Origin of the sequence: Burkholderia sp. Bp9015 (genome assembly GCF_003853505.1) — a bacterium.
In the GTDB taxonomy this organism is placed as follows: Bacteria; Pseudomonadota; Gammaproteobacteria; order Burkholderiales; family Burkholderiaceae; genus Burkholderia.
In genome coordinates this window covers 126,466-143,672 of sequence record NZ_QTPZ01000006.1, presented here as the reverse complement: position 1 = coordinate 143,672, position 17,207 = coordinate 126,466, and the positions used below count along the sequence as shown (strand labels likewise).

Annotated in this window: 13 protein-coding genes; 8 read left to right on the top strand and 5 right to left on the bottom strand. The window is 69.5% G+C overall.

What is annotated here, in order from left to right:
- Positions 1-95 precede the first annotated feature (95 nt).
- Positions 96-4,028, top strand: a complete 3,933-nt coding sequence (putA, locus tag DIE12_RS09250; RefSeq protein WP_044849064.1) for a trifunctional transcriptional regulator/proline dehydrogenase/L-glutamate gamma-semialdehyde dehydrogenase — start codon at positions 96-98, stop codon at positions 4,026-4,028.
- 84 nt (positions 4,029-4,112) lie between these two features.
- Positions 4,113-5,252: a branched-chain amino acid ABC transporter substrate-binding protein gene (locus tag DIE12_RS09245; protein ID WP_124520449.1), complete on the top strand. Its 1,140-nt coding sequence runs from the start codon at positions 4,113-4,115 to the stop codon at positions 5,250-5,252.
- A 105-nt stretch (positions 5,253-5,357) separates the two neighbouring features.
- Here DIE12_RS09245 and DIE12_RS09240 read toward each other — a convergent pair whose 3' ends face one another.
- Both DIE12_RS09240 and DIE12_RS09235 read right to left on the bottom strand, forming a co-directional pair.
- Positions 5,358-6,872 carry a class I adenylate-forming enzyme family protein gene (locus DIE12_RS09240; RefSeq protein WP_124520512.1) on the bottom strand — a complete coding sequence of 505 codons (1,515 nt, stop codon included), beginning with the start codon at positions 6,870-6,872 and terminating at the stop codon, positions 5,358-5,360.
- A 33-nt stretch (positions 6,873-6,905) separates the two neighbouring features.
- A complete protein-coding gene (locus DIE12_RS09235) occupies positions 6,906-8,558 on the bottom strand; it encodes an acyl-CoA dehydrogenase family protein (protein ID WP_124520450.1) in 1,653 nt (550 codons plus the stop codon).
- Positions 8,559-8,631: 73 nt separating this feature from the next.
- Between DIE12_RS09235 and DIE12_RS09230 the strand changes: the two genes are divergently transcribed.
- The 4 genes from DIE12_RS09230 (at position 8,632) to DIE12_RS09215 (ending at position 13,027) form a co-directional block, all read left to right on the top strand.
- Positions 8,632-9,300, top strand: a complete 669-nt coding sequence (locus DIE12_RS09230) for a TetR/AcrR family transcriptional regulator (protein ID WP_124520451.1) — start codon at positions 8,632-8,634, stop codon at positions 9,298-9,300.
- A 226-nt stretch (positions 9,301-9,526) separates the two neighbouring features.
- The gene (locus DIE12_RS09225) at positions 9,527-10,681 is read left to right on the top strand and encodes a pyridoxal phosphate-dependent aminotransferase (protein WP_124520636.1); all 1,155 of its coding nucleotides are present in this window, start codon (positions 9,527-9,529) and stop codon (positions 10,679-10,681) included.
- Between the two features lie 113 nt (positions 10,682-10,794).
- Positions 10,795-11,583: an ABC transporter substrate-binding protein gene (locus DIE12_RS09220; protein WP_044849065.1), complete on the top strand. Its 789-nt coding sequence runs from the start codon at positions 10,795-10,797 to the stop codon at positions 11,581-11,583.
- 13 nt (positions 11,584-11,596) lie between these two features.
- Entirely contained in the window at positions 11,597-13,027 is a 1,431-nt protein-coding gene (locus tag DIE12_RS09215) for an FAD-binding oxidoreductase (RefSeq protein WP_124520453.1), read from the top strand.
- Positions 13,028-13,051: 24 nt separating this feature from the next.
- On the opposite strand, the gene DIE12_RS09210 is transcribed toward DIE12_RS09215, so the two are convergent.
- The 3 genes from DIE12_RS09210 to DIE12_RS38575 all read right to left on the bottom strand — a co-directional run bounded on the left by DIE12_RS09210 (position 13,052) and on the right by DIE12_RS38575 (position 14,607).
- Positions 13,052-13,624, bottom strand: a complete 573-nt coding sequence (locus DIE12_RS09210) for a PadR family transcriptional regulator (protein ID WP_124520454.1) — start codon at positions 13,622-13,624, stop codon at positions 13,052-13,054.
- A 68-nt stretch (positions 13,625-13,692) separates the two neighbouring features.
- Positions 13,693-14,124, bottom strand: coding sequence for a Cd(II)/Pb(II)-responsive transcriptional regulator (cadR, locus tag DIE12_RS09205; RefSeq protein WP_014895515.1), 432 nt, complete (start codon positions 14,122-14,124; stop codon positions 13,693-13,695).
- A gap of 45 nt (positions 14,125-14,169) precedes the next feature.
- On the bottom strand, positions 14,170-14,607 hold the full coding sequence (locus DIE12_RS38575) for a hypothetical protein (protein WP_260429003.1): 438 nt from the start codon (positions 14,605-14,607) through the stop codon (positions 14,170-14,172).
- Between the two features lie 105 nt (positions 14,608-14,712).
- On the opposite strand from DIE12_RS38575, the gene DIE12_RS09200 reads away from it, so the two are divergent.
- Both DIE12_RS09200 and DIE12_RS09195 read left to right on the top strand, forming a co-directional pair.
- Positions 14,713-16,818, top strand: a complete 2,106-nt coding sequence (locus DIE12_RS09200; RefSeq protein WP_260426252.1) for a heavy metal translocating P-type ATPase — start codon at positions 14,713-14,715, stop codon at positions 16,816-16,818.
- Between the two features lie 13 nt (positions 16,819-16,831).
- Positions 16,832-17,197: a zinc ribbon domain-containing protein gene (locus DIE12_RS09195; protein WP_124520456.1), complete on the top strand. Its 366-nt coding sequence runs from the start codon at positions 16,832-16,834 to the stop codon at positions 17,195-17,197.
- The last annotated feature ends 10 nt before the right edge of the window (positions 17,198-17,207 follow it).

Below are 17,207 nucleotides of genomic sequence, written 5' to 3'. Positions count from 1 at the left end.
TCTTAATTCGGTTGCACCTTTTTATTGCGTGCCGTAGGATTTCGCGCATCCTCTCACACCACATTGCCGGGCTCGCACCGGCGCACGAACCCACCATGGCAAGCACGACTCTTGGCGTCAAAGTCGACGACCTTCTCCGCTCGCGCCTGAAAGACGCGGCAGCGCGTCTCGAGCGCACTCCCCACTGGCTGATCAAGCAGGCGATCTTCGCGTACCTCGAGCGGATCGAGCACGGCCAGCTGCCGCCCGAACTGTCGGGCAGCAGCGGCGTGACGGAGCTCGCCGACGGCCAGACGCCGGACGGTGACGACGACAACTCGCCGCATCCGTTCCTCGAGTTCGCCCAGAACGTGCAGCCGCAATCGGTGCTGCGCGCGGCGATCACGGCCGCGTATCGCCGCCCCGAACCGGAATGCGTGCCGTTCCTGCTCGGCCAGGCGCGCCTGCCGGCGAACCTGCAGGCCGACGTGCAGACGCTCGCGACGCAGCTCGTCGAGGCGCTGCGCGAGAAGAGCTCGGGCGGCGGCGTCGAAGGGCTGATCCACGAGTTTTCGCTGTCGAGCCAGGAAGGCGTCGCGCTGATGTGTCTGGCCGAAGCGCTGTTGCGGATCCCCGATCGCGCGACCCGCGATGCGCTGATTCGCGACAAGATCAGCAAGGGCGACTGGCGTTCGCACGTCGGCCACGCGCCGTCGCTGTTCGTGAACGCGGCGACCTGGGGGCTGATGATCACCGGCAAGCTCGTGACGACCAACAGCGAAGCGGGCCTCTCGTCGGCGCTCACGCGCCTGATCGGCCGTGGCGGCGAGCCGCTGATCCGCAAGGGCGTCGACATGGCGATGCGCCTGATGGGCGAGCAGTTCGTCACCGGCGAGACGATTTCCGAGGCGCTGGCCAACAGCCGCAAGTACGAAGCGCGCGGCTTCCGCTACTCGTACGACATGCTCGGCGAAGCGGCGACGACGGAAGAGGACGCGCAGCGCTACTACGCGTCGTACGAACAGGCGATCCACGCGATCGGCAAGGCGGCCGGCGGCCGCGGCATCTACGAAGGCCCGGGCATCTCGATCAAGCTGTCGGCGCTGCACGCGCGCTACTCGCGCTCGCAGCAGGACCGCACGATGAGCGAGCTGCTGCCGCGCGTGCGTGCGCTCGCGCTGCTCGCGCGCCGCTACGACATCGGCCTGAACATCGACGCGGAAGAAGCCGACCGTCTCGAGCTGTCGCTCGACCTGCTGGAAGCGCTGTGCTTCGATCCGGAACTCGCGGGCTGGAACGGCATCGGCTTCGTCGTGCAGGGTTACCAGAAGCGTTGCCCGTTCGTGATCGACTACCTGATCGACCTCGCGCGCCGCAGCCGTCACCGCCTGATGATCCGCCTCGTCAAGGGCGCGTACTGGGACACCGAAATCAAGCGCGCGCAGGTCGACGGCCTCGAAGGCTATCCGGTCTACACGCGCAAGATCTACACGGACGTGTCGTATCTCGCGTGCGCGAAGAAACTGCTCGCGGCACCCGACGCCGTCTACCCGCAGTTCGCGACGCACAACGCATACACGCTGGCCGCGATCTATCACCTGGCGGGCCAGAACTACTACCCGGGCCAGTACGAATTCCAGTGCCTGCACGGGATGGGCGAACCGCTGTACGAGGAAGTCACGGGCCGCGACAAGCTGAACCGTCCGTGCCGCGTGTATGCGCCGGTCGGCACGCACGAAACGCTGCTCGCGTACCTGGTGCGCCGCCTGCTGGAAAACGGCGCGAACACGTCGTTCGTGAACCGCATCGCGGATAAAACCGTGTCGGTGAAGGAACTGGTCGCCGATCCGGTCGACGAGGCGTCGAAGGTCGTGCCGCTCGGCGCGCCGCACGCGAAGATTCCGCTGCCGCGCCACCTGTACGGCGACGAGCGTCCCAACTCGATGGGCCTCGACCTGTCGAACGAACACCGTCTCGCGTCGCTGTCGTCCGCGTTGCTGGCGAGCGCGCACCATCCGTGGCGCGCGGCGCCGATGCTCGCCGACGACGCGCTCGCCGACGCCCCGGCGCGCGACGTGCGCAACCCGGCCGACCAGCGCGACATCGTCGGCACGGTCAGCGAGGCGACGGCCGAACACGTGAGCGCGGCGCTCGCGCACGCAGTCGCCGCCGCACCGATCTGGCAGGCGACGCCGGTCGATGCGCGTGCCGACTGCCTGGTGCGCGCGGCCGACCTGCTCGAAGCGCAGATGCACACGCTGATGGGCCTGATCGTGCGCGAAGCCGGCAAGTCGCTGCCGAACGCGATCGCCGAAATCCGCGAAGCGGTCGACTTCCTGCGCTACTACGCGGCGCAGATCCGCGACGAATTCTCGAACGACACGCACCGTCCGCTCGGCCCCGTGGTCTGCATCAGCCCGTGGAACTTCCCGCTCGCGATCTTCATGGGGCAGGTCGCCGCCGCGCTCGCGGCCGGCAACACGGTGCTCGCGAAGCCGGCCGAGCAGACGCCGCTGATCGCGGCCCAGGCCGTGCGCCTGCTGCGCGAGGCCGGCGTGCCGGCCGGCGCGGTGCAGCTGCTGCCGGGCACCGGCGAGACCGTCGGTGCGGCGCTGGTCGCCGATCCGCGCACGCGCGCGGTGATGTTCACCGGCTCGACCGAAGTCGCGCGCCTGATCAACAAGACGCTGTCCGCGCGCCTCGACCCGGACGGCAAGCCGATTCCGCTGATCGCGGAAACGGGCGGCCAGAACGCGATGATCGTCGATTCGTCGGCGCTCGCGGAGCAGGTCGTCGCGGACGTGATGCAGTCGTCGTTCGACTCGGCCGGTCAACGGTGTTCGGCGCTGCGCGTTCTGTGTCTGCAGGACGATGTCGCGGATCGCACGCTGACGATGCTCAAGGGCGCGATGCACGAGCTGGCGCTCGGCAACCCGGACCGCTTGTCGACCGACGTCGGCCCGGTGATCGACGCCGAAGCGAAGCAGACGATCGACACGCACGTCGCGACGATGAAGGACAAGGGCCACACCGTCACGCAGCTGCCGTCGCCGGAAGCCTGCGCGCACGGCACGTTCGTGCCGCCGACGCTGATCGAGATCGGCAGCATCGACGAGCTGAAGCGCGAAGTGTTCGGCCCCGTGTTGCACGTCGTGCGCTATCGCCGCAGCCAGCTCGACAAGCTGCTCGAGCAGATCCGCGCGACGGGTTACGGCCTGACGCTCGGCATCCACACGCGGATCGACGAGACGATCGCGCACGTGATCTCGAACGCGCACGTCGGCAACATCTACGTGAACCGCAACGTGATCGGCGCGGTGGTCGGCGTGCAGCCGTTCGGCGGCGAAGGGCTGTCGGGCACGGGTCCGAAGGCCGGCGGCGCGCTGTACCTGCAGCGCCTGCTCGCGACGCGTCCGTCGGGCCTGCCGCGTTCGCTCGCGCAGACGCTGATCGCGGACGGCGCGGTCGATGGCGAACAGCGCAGCAACCCGGCGACGGCGCTGACCGCGCTGCGCGACTGGCTGATCGAGCAGCGCGAACCGGCGCTGGCCGCCCGCTGCGACGGCTACCTGGCGCAGGTGCCGGCCGGTGCGACCGCGGTGCTGACCGGCCCGACCGGCGAGCGAAACACGTATACACTCGGCCCGCGCGGCACGGTGCTGTGTGTCGCGGCAACGCCGAGCGGTGCGCGCGCGCAGTTCGCGGCGGTGCTGGCGACCGGCAACCGCGCGCTGTTCGCCGGTGCCGCGGGCGAGGCGCTGGTGGCCGCGTTGCCGGCTGCGCTGAAGGCGCATGCGGCCGTGCGCAAGCAGGCCGACGCGCCGTTCGACGCGGTGCTGTTCGAAGGCGACAGCGACGAGCTGCAGACGCTCGTGAAGGACGTCGCGCAGCGGCCGGGCCCGATCGTGTCGGTGCAGGGCGTGTCGGCGGGCGCGTTCGAGAACGGCGACGCGGAAGACTACGCGCTCGAGCGCCTGCTGACCGAGCGCTCGGTGAGCGTGAATACGGCCGCGGCGGGCGGCAATGCGAATTTGATGACGATCGGCTGACCATCCTTGCCGTTCGGATCAATCAAAGGAAGCGGCAAGGCGATCCCGAAGCCGCTCCATTTACCCTGGTACCAAGGAGAAGCTATGCAACACACGATGAAAAGGCTGGCAGGCGCGACGTTCGTCGCCGTCATGTCGCTGGCGGGGACGGCCCATGCGGATGACGTGAAGATCGGTTACGCAGGGCCGATGACGGGCGCCCAGGCTCACTACGGCAAGGATATGCAGAACGGGATCGCGCTCGCGCTGGAAGACTTCAACGCGACCAGCCCGAAGATCGGCGGCAAGCCGGTGAAGTTCGTGCTCGAGACGCAGGACGACCAGGCTGACCCGCGCACCGGCACGACGGTCGCGCAGAAGCTCGTCGACGACGGCATCAAGGGCATGCTCGGCCACTTCAACTCGGGCACGACGATTCCCGCTTCGCGCATCTACGCGAACGCCGGCATTCCGCAAATCGCGATGGCGACGGCGCCGGAATACACGCAGCAGGGTTACAAGACGACCTTCCGCATGATGACGTCCGACACGCAGCAGGGCTCGGTGGCGGGCACCTTCGCGTCGAAGGATCTCGGCATGAAGAAGATCGCGATCGTCGACGACCGCACGGCCTACGGCCAGGGTCTCGCCGACCAGTTCGAGAAGGCCGCGAAGGCCGGCGGCGCGACGATCGTCGACCGCGAATTCACGAACGACAAGGCGGTCGACTTCAAGGCGATCCTGACCAAGCTGAAGGCCGCGAAGCCGGACCTCGTCTACTACGGCGGCGCGGATTCGCAGGCAGCGCCGATGGTCAAGCAGATGAAGACGCTCGGCATCACCGCACCGCTGATGAGCGGCGAAATGGTGAAGACGCCGACGTTCCTGAAGATCGCGGGCAACGCGGCCGACGGCACGATCGCATCGCTGGCAGGCCTGCCGCTGGAAGAAATGCCGGGCGGCAAGACCTACGCCGACAAGTACAAGAAGCGCTTCGGCGAAGAAGTGCAGACGTACTCGCCGTACGCGTACGACGGCGCGATGGCGATGCTCAACGCGATGAAGAAGGCCGATTCGACCGATCCGGCGAAGTACCTGCCGGTGCTCGCGAAGACCGACATGGCTGGCGTCACGTCGTCGCACGTCGCGTACGACGCGAAGGGCGACCTGAAGAACGGCGGCATCACGATGTACAAGGTCGAGAAGGGCGAGTGGAAGCCGCTGAAGAGCATCGGCGGCAAGTAAGCATGGCGTGAGCGCGGGCGGGGGCGTCGCAATGCCCCGTCCCGCATCGCGTGCGAAAAAGCCATCGGGCCGTCGGGTCCGGTGGCTTTTTCTTTGGCTTCGGCGTTACTCGCGCTCGCGCCGCGTGCGCAGCAGGAACTTCTGCAGCTTGCCGGTCGGCGTGCGCGGCAGCGTTTCCGCGAACACGAATTCGCGCGGGATCTTGTACGCGGCGAGCCGCTCGCCGCAGAACGCGCGCAGCGCATCCGCATCGGGCGCGGCGCTCGCGCGCAGCACGACGTGCGCGACGACCGTCTCGCCCCATTCCGGATGCGGGACGCCGACGACGGCCGCTTCCGCGATGTCCGGATGCGCGTCGAGCACGTCCTCCACTTCTTTCGAATAGACGTTCTCGCCACCCGTCACGATCATGTCCTTCAGCCGGTCGACGATGAACAGGTAGCCATCCTGATCGATTCGCGCGATGTCGCCGGTGCGATACCAGCCGTCCGGCGCGAACGCGGCGCGCGTCGCGGCCGGGTCGTCGAGATAGCCGAGCATCATGCTGTCGGCCTTCAGCCAGATCTCGCCGGTGTCGCCCGGCAGCGCGTCGGCGCCATTGCTCCGCACGACACGCAGGTCGACGCCGGGGCCGCCCTGGCGACCGATCGAGCCGGCCTTCGCGATCTGTTCGTCCGGATACAGCGTGGTGCCGGCCGGGCCCGTTTCCGTCATTCCGTACACCTGGAAGAACGCGTTGCTGCGATACGCATGCGCGAGCCGTTCGGCCTGCGCGGCGCCGATCGGGCCGCCGCCGTACAGCCATGCGCGCACGCTCGACAGGTCGAACGCCGCGAAGCGCTCGATCGTGTCGAGCGGCAGCGTATACGACACCGGCGCGCCGAAATACAGCGTCACGCGTTCGCGCTCGACGGCCTGCAGGAAGCGCAGCGGATGGTATTCGCGCAGCAGCACGACGGTGCCGCCTGCGTACAGCGTGCCGCCGAACCAGTTGTTCAGCGGCGACGAATGCCAGATCGGCATCGCCATCAGCGTGCGTTCGTTACGGCCGATGCCGGTCGCGAGCGCCGCCTGCATCGCTGCGAGCGTCACGGTGCGATGGCTGTGCACGCAGCCTTTCGGGCGGCCGGTCGTGCCGGACGTGTAGAGGATCTGCGCGACGTCGCCGTCGGCCGGCTCGATGCCCGCGACGCCGTCCATCGCCGCGCGCATCGCGTCGAAGTTCGGCGTGCCGGCGGCGTCGCCTTCGGTGACGAGCCGCCGCACCGGATGGATCACGCGCGCCAGCACCGGCGCGAGCGCCGCGTCGAACAGGAGCACCTTGCTGCCGCTGTGCTCGAGCACGTAGTCGACTTCCGGCGCCTGCAGCTTGTGGTTGATCGGCACGAACGCGGCGCCGAGCCGCCACGCGCCGAACATCAGGTCGACGAACGCGGGCGTGTTCAGGCACATCGCGGCGACGCGGTCGCCGGCCGCGACGCCGAGTGCGCTCAGCACGGCCGCCGCGCGATGCGAACGCTCGCGCGCGGCGGCGTACGTGATCGCCGTGTCGTCGTGGATCAGGAACGGCTTGTCGGGCGTCGCACGGGCGGCGCGGTCGAGGGCGGCGACGAGGTTCATCATGGCTCCACGCGAGGAGGACGAGCGGGCGCGTCAGGCCGCGTACGCGCGCTGCAGCAGCGCGCCGACGTCGAGCGCGTGCGGGTCGAAGCCGCCCGCGATGCGGCCCCAGTCGGGCGCGGCGAGCCGGGTCGCGACGAATGCGTCGGCGACGAACGCGGGCGCGTCGCGCCGCAGCAGGCACGCCTGCGCGACCAGCGCCAGCCGTTGCGCGAACACCCGGGCCGACGCCTCGAGCGTGTCGGCCGGCGCCGCGAGCATCGCGCGCAGCGTATCGAGCGCCGCGCGGATGCGCGGTTCGCCGGCGCCGAGGTCGGCCAGTTCGGCGAGCAGCGCCGCGGCCGCGTCGGGCTCGCGCGACACCGCGCGCAGCACGTCGAGGCACATCACGTTGCCGGAGCCTTCCCAGATCGAGTTGACCGGCGCTTCGCGGAACAGGCGCGCGATCGGCCCATCGTCGACGTAGCCGTTGCCGCCGAACACCTCCATCACCTCGCCGGTCAGCTCGACCGCGCGCTTGCAGACCCAGAATTTCGCGGCGGGCGTGACGATCCGCTTCCACGCGCGTTCGCGCGGCGCGTCGTCGCGCTCGAACGCGTCGGCGAGGCGCATCGCGAGCACGAGCGCGGCCTCGCTTTCGAGCGCGAGGTCGGCGAGCACGGTGCGCATTAGCGGCTGCTCGGCGAGCGCGCGGCCGAACGCGTGGCGCCGGCGCGTGTACGCGATCGCCTGCACGACGCCCTGGCGCAGCATCGCGGCGCTGCCGAGCACGCAGTTCAGCCGCGTGTAGGTGGCCATCTCGATGATGGTCGGAATGCCGCGGCCTTCGTCGCCGAGCATGATCCCCCATGCGTCGTTCAGCTCGATTTCGCTGCTCGAATTGCTGCGGTTGCCGATCTTGTTCTTCAGCCGCTGGATCTCGACCGCGTTCTTCGTGCCGTCGGGCCGCCAGCGCGGCACGTAGAAGCATGACGGGCTGCCTGCTTCGGTGCGCGCGACGACCAGGTGCGCGTCGCACATCGGCGCGGAGAAGAACCACTTGTGGCCGCGCAGCCGGTATTCGCCGCCGCGCCCGCCCGCGCCGACCGGGGTCGCCAGCGTCGTGTTCGCGCGCACGTCGGAGCCGCCCTGTTTCTCCGTCATCCCCATGCCGAACCAGATCGAGCGCTTGTCGGCGACCGGCACGTCGCGCGGATCGTAGTCGTCGCTGTACAGCCTGTCGCGCAGCAGGCCCCAGAGCGCCGGCTCCTTCTGCAGCACCGGAATCGCGGCCTGCGTCATCGTCGCCGGGCACAGCGTGCCGGCCTCGATCTGGCCGTGCAGGTAGAAGCCGGCCGCGGTCGCGGCCCAGCGGCCGGGGCGCGTGTCGCGGAACGCGAGCGACACGAAGCCTTCGTTGCGGTACATGCCGAGCAGCGTGTGCCAGGCCGGATGGAAGTCGACGCGGTCGATGCGCCGGCCGCGCCGGTCGAACGCGTTCAGTTCCGGCGCGTGGCGGTTCGCTTCGTCGGCGAGCTGTGCGGTGTCGGCGCTGCCGAGCCGCGCGCCGTACGCGTCGAGCCGCGGCACGGCCCAGTCGGCGCCCGCGCGGGCGAGTGCGTCGCGCAGCGCGACGTCGGTGGCGAAGAGGTTATAGTCGACCAGTTCGTCGAACTGGTTCGTGACGTCTCGGGTCGATTCGGTCATCGGGCTGTCTCCGGTCTCGTGCGTCGCGGTCTGCCGGTCAAACGCGTTTCCGCTGAATTTCAGAGTAGCAAATATGCCGCCGCGACATGTTCAGGTTCCGGCGCCGCCCGGCCAGCCGGCGGCGCAACCCGCGCCCGCGCTGCGTCGCCGGCCGCGCCAGTCGCGCGCGCAGGCCACGTCCGACGCGCTCCAGCAGGCCTTCGTTCAGCTTTTGCTCGAGCGCGGCTACGCGAAGGCGACGATTCGCGAGATCGCGGCCGTCGCGGGCGTGAGCGTCGGCACCTTCTACGAATACTTCGGCGACAAGCAGAGCCTCGCCGCGCTGTGCATCCACCGGCGCGTGCTGGCGCTGGCCGACCGGCTGCGCGATGCGGCGCACGGGTTGCGCGGCGCGCCGCGCGCCGAGCTCGCGGCCGCGCTCGCCGACATGCAGGTCGACGCGATCGGCGCCGACGCCGCGCTGTGGGGCGCGTTCTTCGCGCTGGAGCGGCAGGTGTCGCCGCTCGCCGCGTACCGGCGCCATTACGACGCCTTTGTCGCGCTGTGGCGCGACGCGCTCGCGCAGGTCGCCGATCCGCCGCCGGCCGCGCGGCTCGACGGGATCGCCCGGATGGCGCATGCGGTCTGCTACGGCGGCGTGTCCCAGGCGCTGCTCACGCTCGGGCCGGCACTGGACCTCGAGGCGTTGCGCGGCGAGTTGCGGGCCGTGCTGAGCGCCTATCTGGCGGCCGCGGGCGCGTGACGCGCGGCGTGGCCGCGCGCGTCCAGGGAAATGCCCGATTCGCATGCATTGCCGGTCACTCGGCCTTGGCGTCGAGCCAAGCGTATGGCCGCTCATGAGAAAAACGCATGGCCGCCATGACGAACTTTCGGTTGTCCGCCGATATTGGCTCGGGCTAAATCATCCCCGATGAGACCGGCCGCGCGCATCGCACGGGCCGGCCCGAAGGACATCAGAAGGAGAACTCATGCGAAGCGCCACCAGGCCCCGTTCGAAACTGCCGGACGTCGGGACGACGATCTTCACGGTGATCGGCCAGCTTGCCGCACAGCACGATGCGCTGAACCTGTCGCAGGGCGCGCCGAATTTCGCGCCGGATCCGGCGCTCGTCGACGGCGTCGCGCGCGCGATGCGCGACGGCCACAACCAGTACGCGCCGATGGCCGGCCTCGCGTCGTTGCGCGAACGGCTCGCGGAGAAGACCGAGGCGCTGTACGGCACGCGCTACGACCCGGGCACCGAGATCACGGTGATCGCGAGCGCGAGCGAGGGGCTCTACGCGGCGATCAGCGCGCTCGTGCATCCGGGCTACGAAGTGATCTATTTCGAGCCGTCGTTCGACAGCTATGCGCCGATCGTGCGGATGCAGGGCGCGACGCCGGTCGCGATCAAGCTGTCGCCCGAACATTTCCGCGTGAACTGGGACGAAGTGGCCGCCGCGATCACGCCGCTCACGCGGATGATCGTCGTCAATACGCCGCACAACCCGACCGCGACCGTGTTCTCCGCCGACGATCTCGAACGGCTCGCGCAGCTCACGCGCGATACCGGCATCGTGGTGCTGTCGGACGAGGTCTACGAGCATGTCGTGTTCGACGGTGCGCAGCACCAGAGCGTCGCGCGTCACCGCGAGCTGGCCGAGCGCAGCGTGATCGTGTCGTCGTTCGGCAAGTCGTTCAACGTGACGGGCTGGCGGGTCGGGCATTGCGTCGCGCCGGCCGAACTGATGGACGAGATCCGCAAGGTGCACCAGTTCATGGTGTTTTCGGCCGATACGCCGATGCAGGTCGCGTTCGCGGAGATCCTCGCGCGGCCGGAAAGCTATCTCGGCCTGTCGGCGTTCTACCAGGCCAAGCGCGACCTGCTGGCGCGCGAGCTGGCCGGGTCGCGCTTCGAGCTGCTGCCGAGCGAAGGCTCGTTCTTCATGCTCGCGCGGTTCCGCCACTTCTCGGACGAGCGCGACAGCGACTTCGTGCTGCGCCTGATCCGCGATGCGCGCGTCGCGACGATTCCGCTGTCGGCGTTCTACACCGACGGCACCGACGCGGGCGTGATCCGCCTCAGTTTCTCGAAGGACGACGCGACGCTGATCGAGGGCGCGCGGCGGTTGCGTTCGCTGTAATCGCGGGCGCGGCCCGCACCCAAGCAGGCGACGTGTACGTCGCACCGAAAGTCACGGACGGGACCGGCGCACGTGCCGAAGCGCGGCGCCGACCGGCCAGCCAGGAGATCACGATGAAGCATGCACACACCCTCAAACTCGCGTTCGCATTCGCGTGCGCGCTCGGCTCCGGCGCGGCATCGGCCGACGGGCAAACGCTGCGTTTCGGCCTCGAGGCGCAATATCCGCCGTTCGAGTCGAAGGCGCCGAACGGCGACCTGCAGGGCTTCGACATCGACGTCGGCAATGCCGTCTGCCAGACCGCGAAGCTGTCGTGCAAGTGGGTCGAGACGTCGTTCGACGGGCTCATTCCCGCGCTGCAGGGCCGCAAGTTCGACGCGATCAACTCGGCGATGAACGCGACCGAGCAGCGGCGCCAGGCGATCGACTTCACGACGATCATCTACCGCGTGCCGACGCAGCTGATCGCGCGCACCGGCAGCGGCCTGCTGCCGACGCCGGAAGCGCTGAAGGGCAAGCGCGTCGGCGTGCTGCAGGCGTCGATCCAGGAAACCTACGCGAAGGCGCACTGGGAGCCGGCCGGCGTGTCGATCGTCGCGTACCAGGACCAGAACCAGGTGTATGCCGACCTCGTGTCGGGCCGCCTCGACGCGACGCTGGTGCTCGCGCCGGCCGGCCAGCGCGGCTTCCTGTCGCGCCCGGACGGCAAGGGCTTCGCGTTCGTCGGCCAGCCGGTGCGCGACGACCGGATTCTCGGCAGCGGGATCGCGTTCGGCCTGCGCAAGGGCGACGACGCGCTGAAGGGGAAGCTCGATGCGGCGATCGACAAGCTGAAGGCGGACGGCACGGTGAAGTCGCTCGGCCAGAAGTACTTCGGCGACATCGACATCTCCACCAAGTAAGCGGACCCGCACGATGCAGAGCCTGGAAACGGCCGCCGCGCGTGGCGGCCACGATGTAGCCGCGCCGGCGGACGACGCGCTCGAGGCGGCGCTCGTCGCCGCGCTGGGTGACACGCTGGTCACGCGGGCGGCCGAGATCGATCCGCGCTACTTCACCACGTACAACGAGCCGGCCGGCGTGCGGCCGCGTGCGCTGGTGCGGCCGCGCAGCGTCGACGACGTGTCGCGCACGCTCGCGCTGTGCACGCGGCTCGGGCAGCCGGTCGTGCCGCAGGGCGGCCTCACCGGGCTCGCGCGCGGCGCGGTCGCGCTGGGCGGCGAGATCGTGCTGTCGATGGAGCGTTTCGCGGGCGTCGAGTCGATCGACGCGGCGGCGGGCACGATGACGGTGCGCGCCGGGACGCCGCTGCAGACGGTGCAGGAGGCAGCGGACGCGGCGGGCTTCACGTTCGGCGTCGATCTCGGCGCACGCGGTTCGTGCCAGATCGGCGGCATGCTCGCGACCAACGCGGGCGGCACGCGCGCGATCCGCTACGGCATGATGCGCGAGCAGGTGCTCGGCCTGGAAGCCGTGCTCGCCGACGGCACCGTCGTGTCGTCGATGAACCGGATGCTGAAGAACAACGCGGGCTACGACCTGAAGCAGCTGTTCATCGGCAGCGAAGGCACGCTCGGCATCGTCACGCGTGCCGTGCTGCGGCTGCATCCGAAGCTGGCCGCGCCGGCCACCGCGCTCTGTCGCGTGCACGGCTACGATGCCGTGGTCGGGTTGTGGAACCGTCTGCGCGCACTGCCCGAGCTCGTCAGTTTCGAAGCGATGTGGCCGGCCTTCTACGACTACGTGGCGCGTCATACGCCCGGCGTCGTCGCGCCGTTCGCGGGCGACGGCGGCTTCGCGGTGCTGATCGAGTGCGCGACGAGCGCACCGGGCGGCGATGCGTGCGCGGCGCTGGAAAACGGCCTGGCGGATGCGATCGACGCGGGGCTCGTGGACGATGCGGCGCTGGCGACGTCGGAGCGGCAGGCGCGCGACTTGTGGACCCTGCGCGAAGGCCTCGCAATCGATGCGCTGCCGCATCTGGTGAACTTCGACGTGAGCCTGCCGACGGGCGAACTCGGCCTGTTCGCCGAGCGCTGCGAAGCGGCGTTGCGCGCGGCCTGGCCCGACATCGTGTGCCTGTGCTTCGGCCACGTCGGCGACGGCAACGTGCATGTCGGCGTATCGCTCGACGGCATGGGCGACGCCAACGCCGATGCGATCGATCGCTGCGTCTACACGGTCGTCCGGGACATGGGCGGCTCGGTGTCGGCGGAGCACGGCATCGGCATGCTCAAGCGCGCCTATCTCGCGCACACGCGCAGTGAAGCGGAAATCGGCCTGATGCGGCGCCTGAAGGCCGCGCTCGATCCCGTCGGCGTGCTCAACCCCGGCAAGGTGCTTTGAGCGGCGCGCGTCGATGGCTGCGCGTCAGCCGTCGACCCAGCGCAGCGCGCCGATCTTCACGTGTTCGACGACGCTGCGCGCCCAGTCGAGCTCCGCGTTCAGCAGCATGAGCGCATGCTCGTTGTGCAGCAGGAACAGGCGCGGCACCTGGTCGTTCTGCGCGGCGTTGCGCAGCGACTCGAGACGTTCGCGTTCGGCTTCGAGCGCTGCGATGCGGCGCTCGAGTTGCCGGCGTGCATCGTCGGCATCGAGCAGCGGCAGGAACGCGAGGCCGGCGCCGAATGCCGGAAACTCGCGCGCGGGCTCCGCGAGCAGCGCATGCAGCCATGCCTGGCCGGCCGTATGTCCGGCTTCGGTCAGCGTGTACAGCGTGCGCTCGGGAAACGCGCCGTCGCGCTCGGTGTCGTGCACGGCGATCAACCCGTCGCGCAGCAGCCGGTCGATCGTCTGGTACAGGCTCGTGCGCTGCCGCACGTTGACGACTTCGTCGTAGCCGCGCGCCTTCAACTGCTGCAGCATTCCGTATGGATGCATCGGCGTTTCAGTAAGCGTCGCGAGGACCGCGAGTGCGAGCGGAGACGGGCGGCTTGTTGACATGAATAGTTCTGTTATATCTAGTAAATATATAACTAGTATCAACTAGACTATCATATTTCACAAGGGTTTCAGCCAAGGTGCGAGCGCTTTGCGGCCGGCGCGACGGTTTCCATCGTCGCGAGACCGTGAACGATTCCACAGTCCTCGACCGAATGTTCGCCGACACACTGGCGGCGCAATTCGGTGAGCTGGTCGCGCAGATGCGTCAGTTCCGCGAGGCGCGCATCGACGTGGCCGATGTGTTCGTCGAGCAGCGCGTTGATCGAATCGCATGGGTCGGCGGGCGTGTCGGTGAGCTGCAGCAGCGCGCGGATTTCGTCGTGCGCCATGTCGAGCGCGCGGCAGTTGCGGATGAAGCGCAGCCGCTCGACGTGCACGTCGGTGTAGTTGCGGTAGTTCGAATCGGTGCGCTCCGCATCCGGCATCAACCCCTCCTTCTCGTAGAAGCGGATCGTCTCGGGCGTGCAGCGGGCCGCCTTGGCCAGTTCGCCGATCTTCATGGCTTTCTCCTTTGCAAGGGTTGACCTTGTAGTGGCTTCAGGGTGTTAACTGTACTCCGTCAAGCCATAGAGGAGGTTGTCATGACCGACGCGCAGCGTACCCACGACCCACGACACCGTCATGCCGGCGGCGCCGAGACCTGCTGCGCCGATGCGCGCGACCCGCAGGCGGCGACTGTTGGCGACGCGGCGTCGGCGGCCGGCGAGCACGCGCACGGCGACGCGGCGCGCGACGGGCAGTCGCGTGGATGCGGCCACGACCATGACCACGATCAGGCATCGGCGAACCTCGCCGGGCACGACCACGGTGACCGTGCCGGCCACGCGCACGGCGACGGGCATGGCGATGCGCATGGCCACGCGCACGACGACGGGCACGGGCACGGCGCGGCGAGCTCGCACGACCACGCGGCACACGGCCATGCCACGCATGACCATGCTGATCACGATCACGATCACGATCACGATCACGATCACGACCACGCGGCCGGCGCCTGCTGCGCGCCGGCCGCGCTGACGCTCGTACCGCTGCCGGCCGCGCGCGCGACCGCGTCGGGTCATGTGCGCTCCGCGTTCCGGATCATGCAGATGGACTGCCCGACCGAGGAAACGCTGATCCGCAAGAAGCTCGGCGGGATGCAGCAGGTGTCGGCGCTCGAATTCAACCTGATGCAGCGGATGCTGACCGTCGACCACGTGGCCGGTGCGCAGCCTGCGATCGAAAGCGCGATCCGTACGCTCGGGATGACGCCGGAGGCCGCATCGGCCGACGCGCCGGCAACGCCGGTCGCGCCGCCGCCCGCGAAGCCGTGGTGGCCGCTCGCGGTCGCCGGCGTCGCCGCGATCGCGTCCGAGGCCGTGAGCTGGGCCGGCCTGCCGGTGTGGCTGTCGGCGGTGCTGGCGCTCGCGGCCGTGCTCACGTGCGGGCTGACCACCTACAAGAAAGGCTGGATCGCGATTCGTAACGGCAACCTGAACATCAACGCGCTGATGAGCATCGCGGTGACGGGCGCGATGGCGATCGGCCAGTGGCCGGAAGCCGCGATGGTGATGGTGCTGTTCACGATCGCCGAGCTGATCGAGGCGAAGTCGCTCGATCGCGCGCGCAATGCGATCCAGGGCCTGATGCAGCTCGCACCGGACACCGCGACCGTGCAGGACATCGACGGCACGTGGCGCACGATCGAGGCCGCGCGGGTCGCGCTCGGCGCGATCGTGCGCGTGAAGCCGGGCGAGCGGATCGGGCTGGACGGCGAAGTGGTCGCGGGCCGCTCGACGGTGAACCAGGCGCCGATCACCGGCGAGAGCCTGCCGGTCGACAAGACGGCAGGCGATGCGGTGTACGCGGGCACGATCAACGAAGCGGGTTCGTTCGACTATCGCGTGACGGCGGTTGCCGCCAACTCGACGCTCGCGCGGATCATCCACGCGGTCGAGGAAGCGCAGGGCGCGAAGGCGCCGACGCAGCGCTTCGTCGACCGGTTCGCACGCGTCTATACGCCGATCGTGTTCGCGGTCGCGCTGCTGGTCGCGGTGGCGCCGCCGCTCGTCATGGGCGGCGCGTGGCACGACTGGATCTACCGCGCGCTGGTGCTGCTCGTGATCGCGTGCCCGTGCGCGCTGGTGATCTCGACGCCGGTGACGATCGTGTCGGGGCTCGCGGCCGCCGCACGGCGAGGGATTCTCGTGAAGGGCGGCGTGTATCTGGAAGAAGGCCGCAAGCTCGCGTGGCTTGCGCTCGACAAGACCGGCACGATCACGCACGGCAAGCCGGTGCAGACCGATTTCGACCTGCATGCGACGGACGTCGACGCGGCGCGCGTGCGTCATCTCGGCGCGAGCCTTGCGGCGCGCTCCGATCATCCGGTGTCGCAGGCGATCGCCGCGGCGGCGCGCGACGCGCAGACGGCAGCGTTCTCCGATGTTGAGGAATTCGAAGCAATCGTCGGGCGTGGCGTGCGCGGCACGATCGACGGCGCGCGCTACTGGCTCGGCAACCACCGGCTCGTCGAGGAGCTCGAACGCTGCTCGCCGGCGCTGGAGGCGAAGCTCGACGCACTCGAGCGGCAGGGCAAGAGCGTCGTGATGCTGGTCGACGACACGCGCGTGCTCGGCATCTTCGCGGTGGCCGACACGATCAAGGACACCAGCCGCGCGGCTATCGCCGACCTGCACGCGCTCGGCATCCGCACCGCGATGCTGACCGGCGACAACCCGCACACCGCGCAGGCGATCGCGCAGCAGGCCGGCATCGACGATGCGCGCGGCAACCAGTTGCCCGAGGACAAGCTCGCGGCGGTCGAGGAATTGTCGGCGGGCGGCGCGGGCGCGGTCGGGATGGTCGGCGACGGGATCAACGACGCACCGGCGCTCGCGCGCGCCGACATCGGCTTCGCGATGGGCGCGATGGGCACCGACACGGCGATCGAGACGGCCGACGTCGCGCTGATGGACGACGACCTGCGCAAGATTCCCGCGTTCGTGCGGCTGTCGCGCGCGACGCACCGCGTGCTGGTGCAGAACATCGGCTTCGCGCTCGGCGTGAAGATCGTGTTCCTCGGCCTGACGGTCGCCGGGCTCGGCACGATGTGGATGGCCGTGTTCGCCGATGCGGGTGCGAGCCTGATCGTCGTCGGCAACGGCTTGCGGCTGCTATCGAAGACGGGCGTGTTCGACAGCGCGCGGACGCAGTGACGAGGAGCGGGCGATGAGCTTTCTGAAACGGATCCTGGGCGGCCACGGAGGCGGTCATGGCGGTGGGCATGGAAGCGGCCACGGTAGCGGCGGGCATCATGGCGGAGCGGGCCGGGAAGGCCATGGCGGCCACGATGCGCGCGGCCGCGATCGTCACGGCTGGGGCTGGCAGCCGTCGGCCGACGCGCAGGGCGGCCCCGGCAGCAACTTGCCGCTGCGTCAGCTCGCCTGTGCGGGCTGCGGCGCCATCAACGCGGCGGATGCGCGATTCTGCGCGCAGTGCGGTGTCGCGCAGCGGGGCAAGGCATGCAGCCGCTGCCACGCGGCACTGGCCGCTGACGCGCGCTTCTGTCCGGGCTGCGGCACGCAGGCCGGGTAAGGCTCGATCG

Bases quoted from the DNA above. Each gene is read 5' to 3' on its own strand.
- putA (WP_044849064.1), top strand. From the start codon at position 96: ATGGCAAGCACGACTCTTGGCGTCAAAGTCGACGACCTTCTCCGCTCG.
- DIE12_RS09245 (WP_124520449.1), top strand. From the start codon at position 4,113: ATGCAACACACGATGAAAAGGCTGGCAGGCGCGACGTTCGTCGCCGTC.
- DIE12_RS09240 (WP_124520512.1), bottom strand. From the start codon at position 6,872: ATGAACCTCGTCGCCGCCCTCGACCGCGCCGCCCGTGCGACGCCCGAC.
- DIE12_RS09235 (WP_124520450.1), bottom strand. From the start codon at position 8,558: ATGACCGAATCGACCCGAGACGTCACGAACCAGTTCGACGAACTGGTC.
- DIE12_RS09230 (WP_124520451.1), top strand. From the start codon at position 8,632: ATGCCGCCGCGACATGTTCAGGTTCCGGCGCCGCCCGGCCAGCCGGCG.
- DIE12_RS09225 (WP_124520636.1), top strand. From the start codon at position 9,527: ATGCGAAGCGCCACCAGGCCCCGTTCGAAACTGCCGGACGTCGGGACG.
- DIE12_RS09220 (WP_044849065.1), top strand. From the start codon at position 10,795: ATGAAGCATGCACACACCCTCAAACTCGCGTTCGCATTCGCGTGCGCG.
- DIE12_RS09215 (WP_124520453.1), top strand. From the start codon at position 11,597: ATGCAGAGCCTGGAAACGGCCGCCGCGCGTGGCGGCCACGATGTAGCC.
- DIE12_RS09210 (WP_124520454.1), bottom strand. From the start codon at position 13,624: ATGTCAACAAGCCGCCCGTCTCCGCTCGCACTCGCGGTCCTCGCGACG.
- cadR (WP_014895515.1), bottom strand. From the start codon at position 14,124: ATGAAGATCGGCGAACTGGCCAAGGCGGCCCGCTGCACGCCCGAGACG.
- DIE12_RS09200 (WP_260426252.1), top strand. From the start codon at position 14,713: ATGGACTGCCCGACCGAGGAAACGCTGATCCGCAAGAAGCTCGGCGGG.
- DIE12_RS09195 (WP_124520456.1), top strand. From the start codon at position 16,832: ATGAGCTTTCTGAAACGGATCCTGGGCGGCCACGGAGGCGGTCATGGC.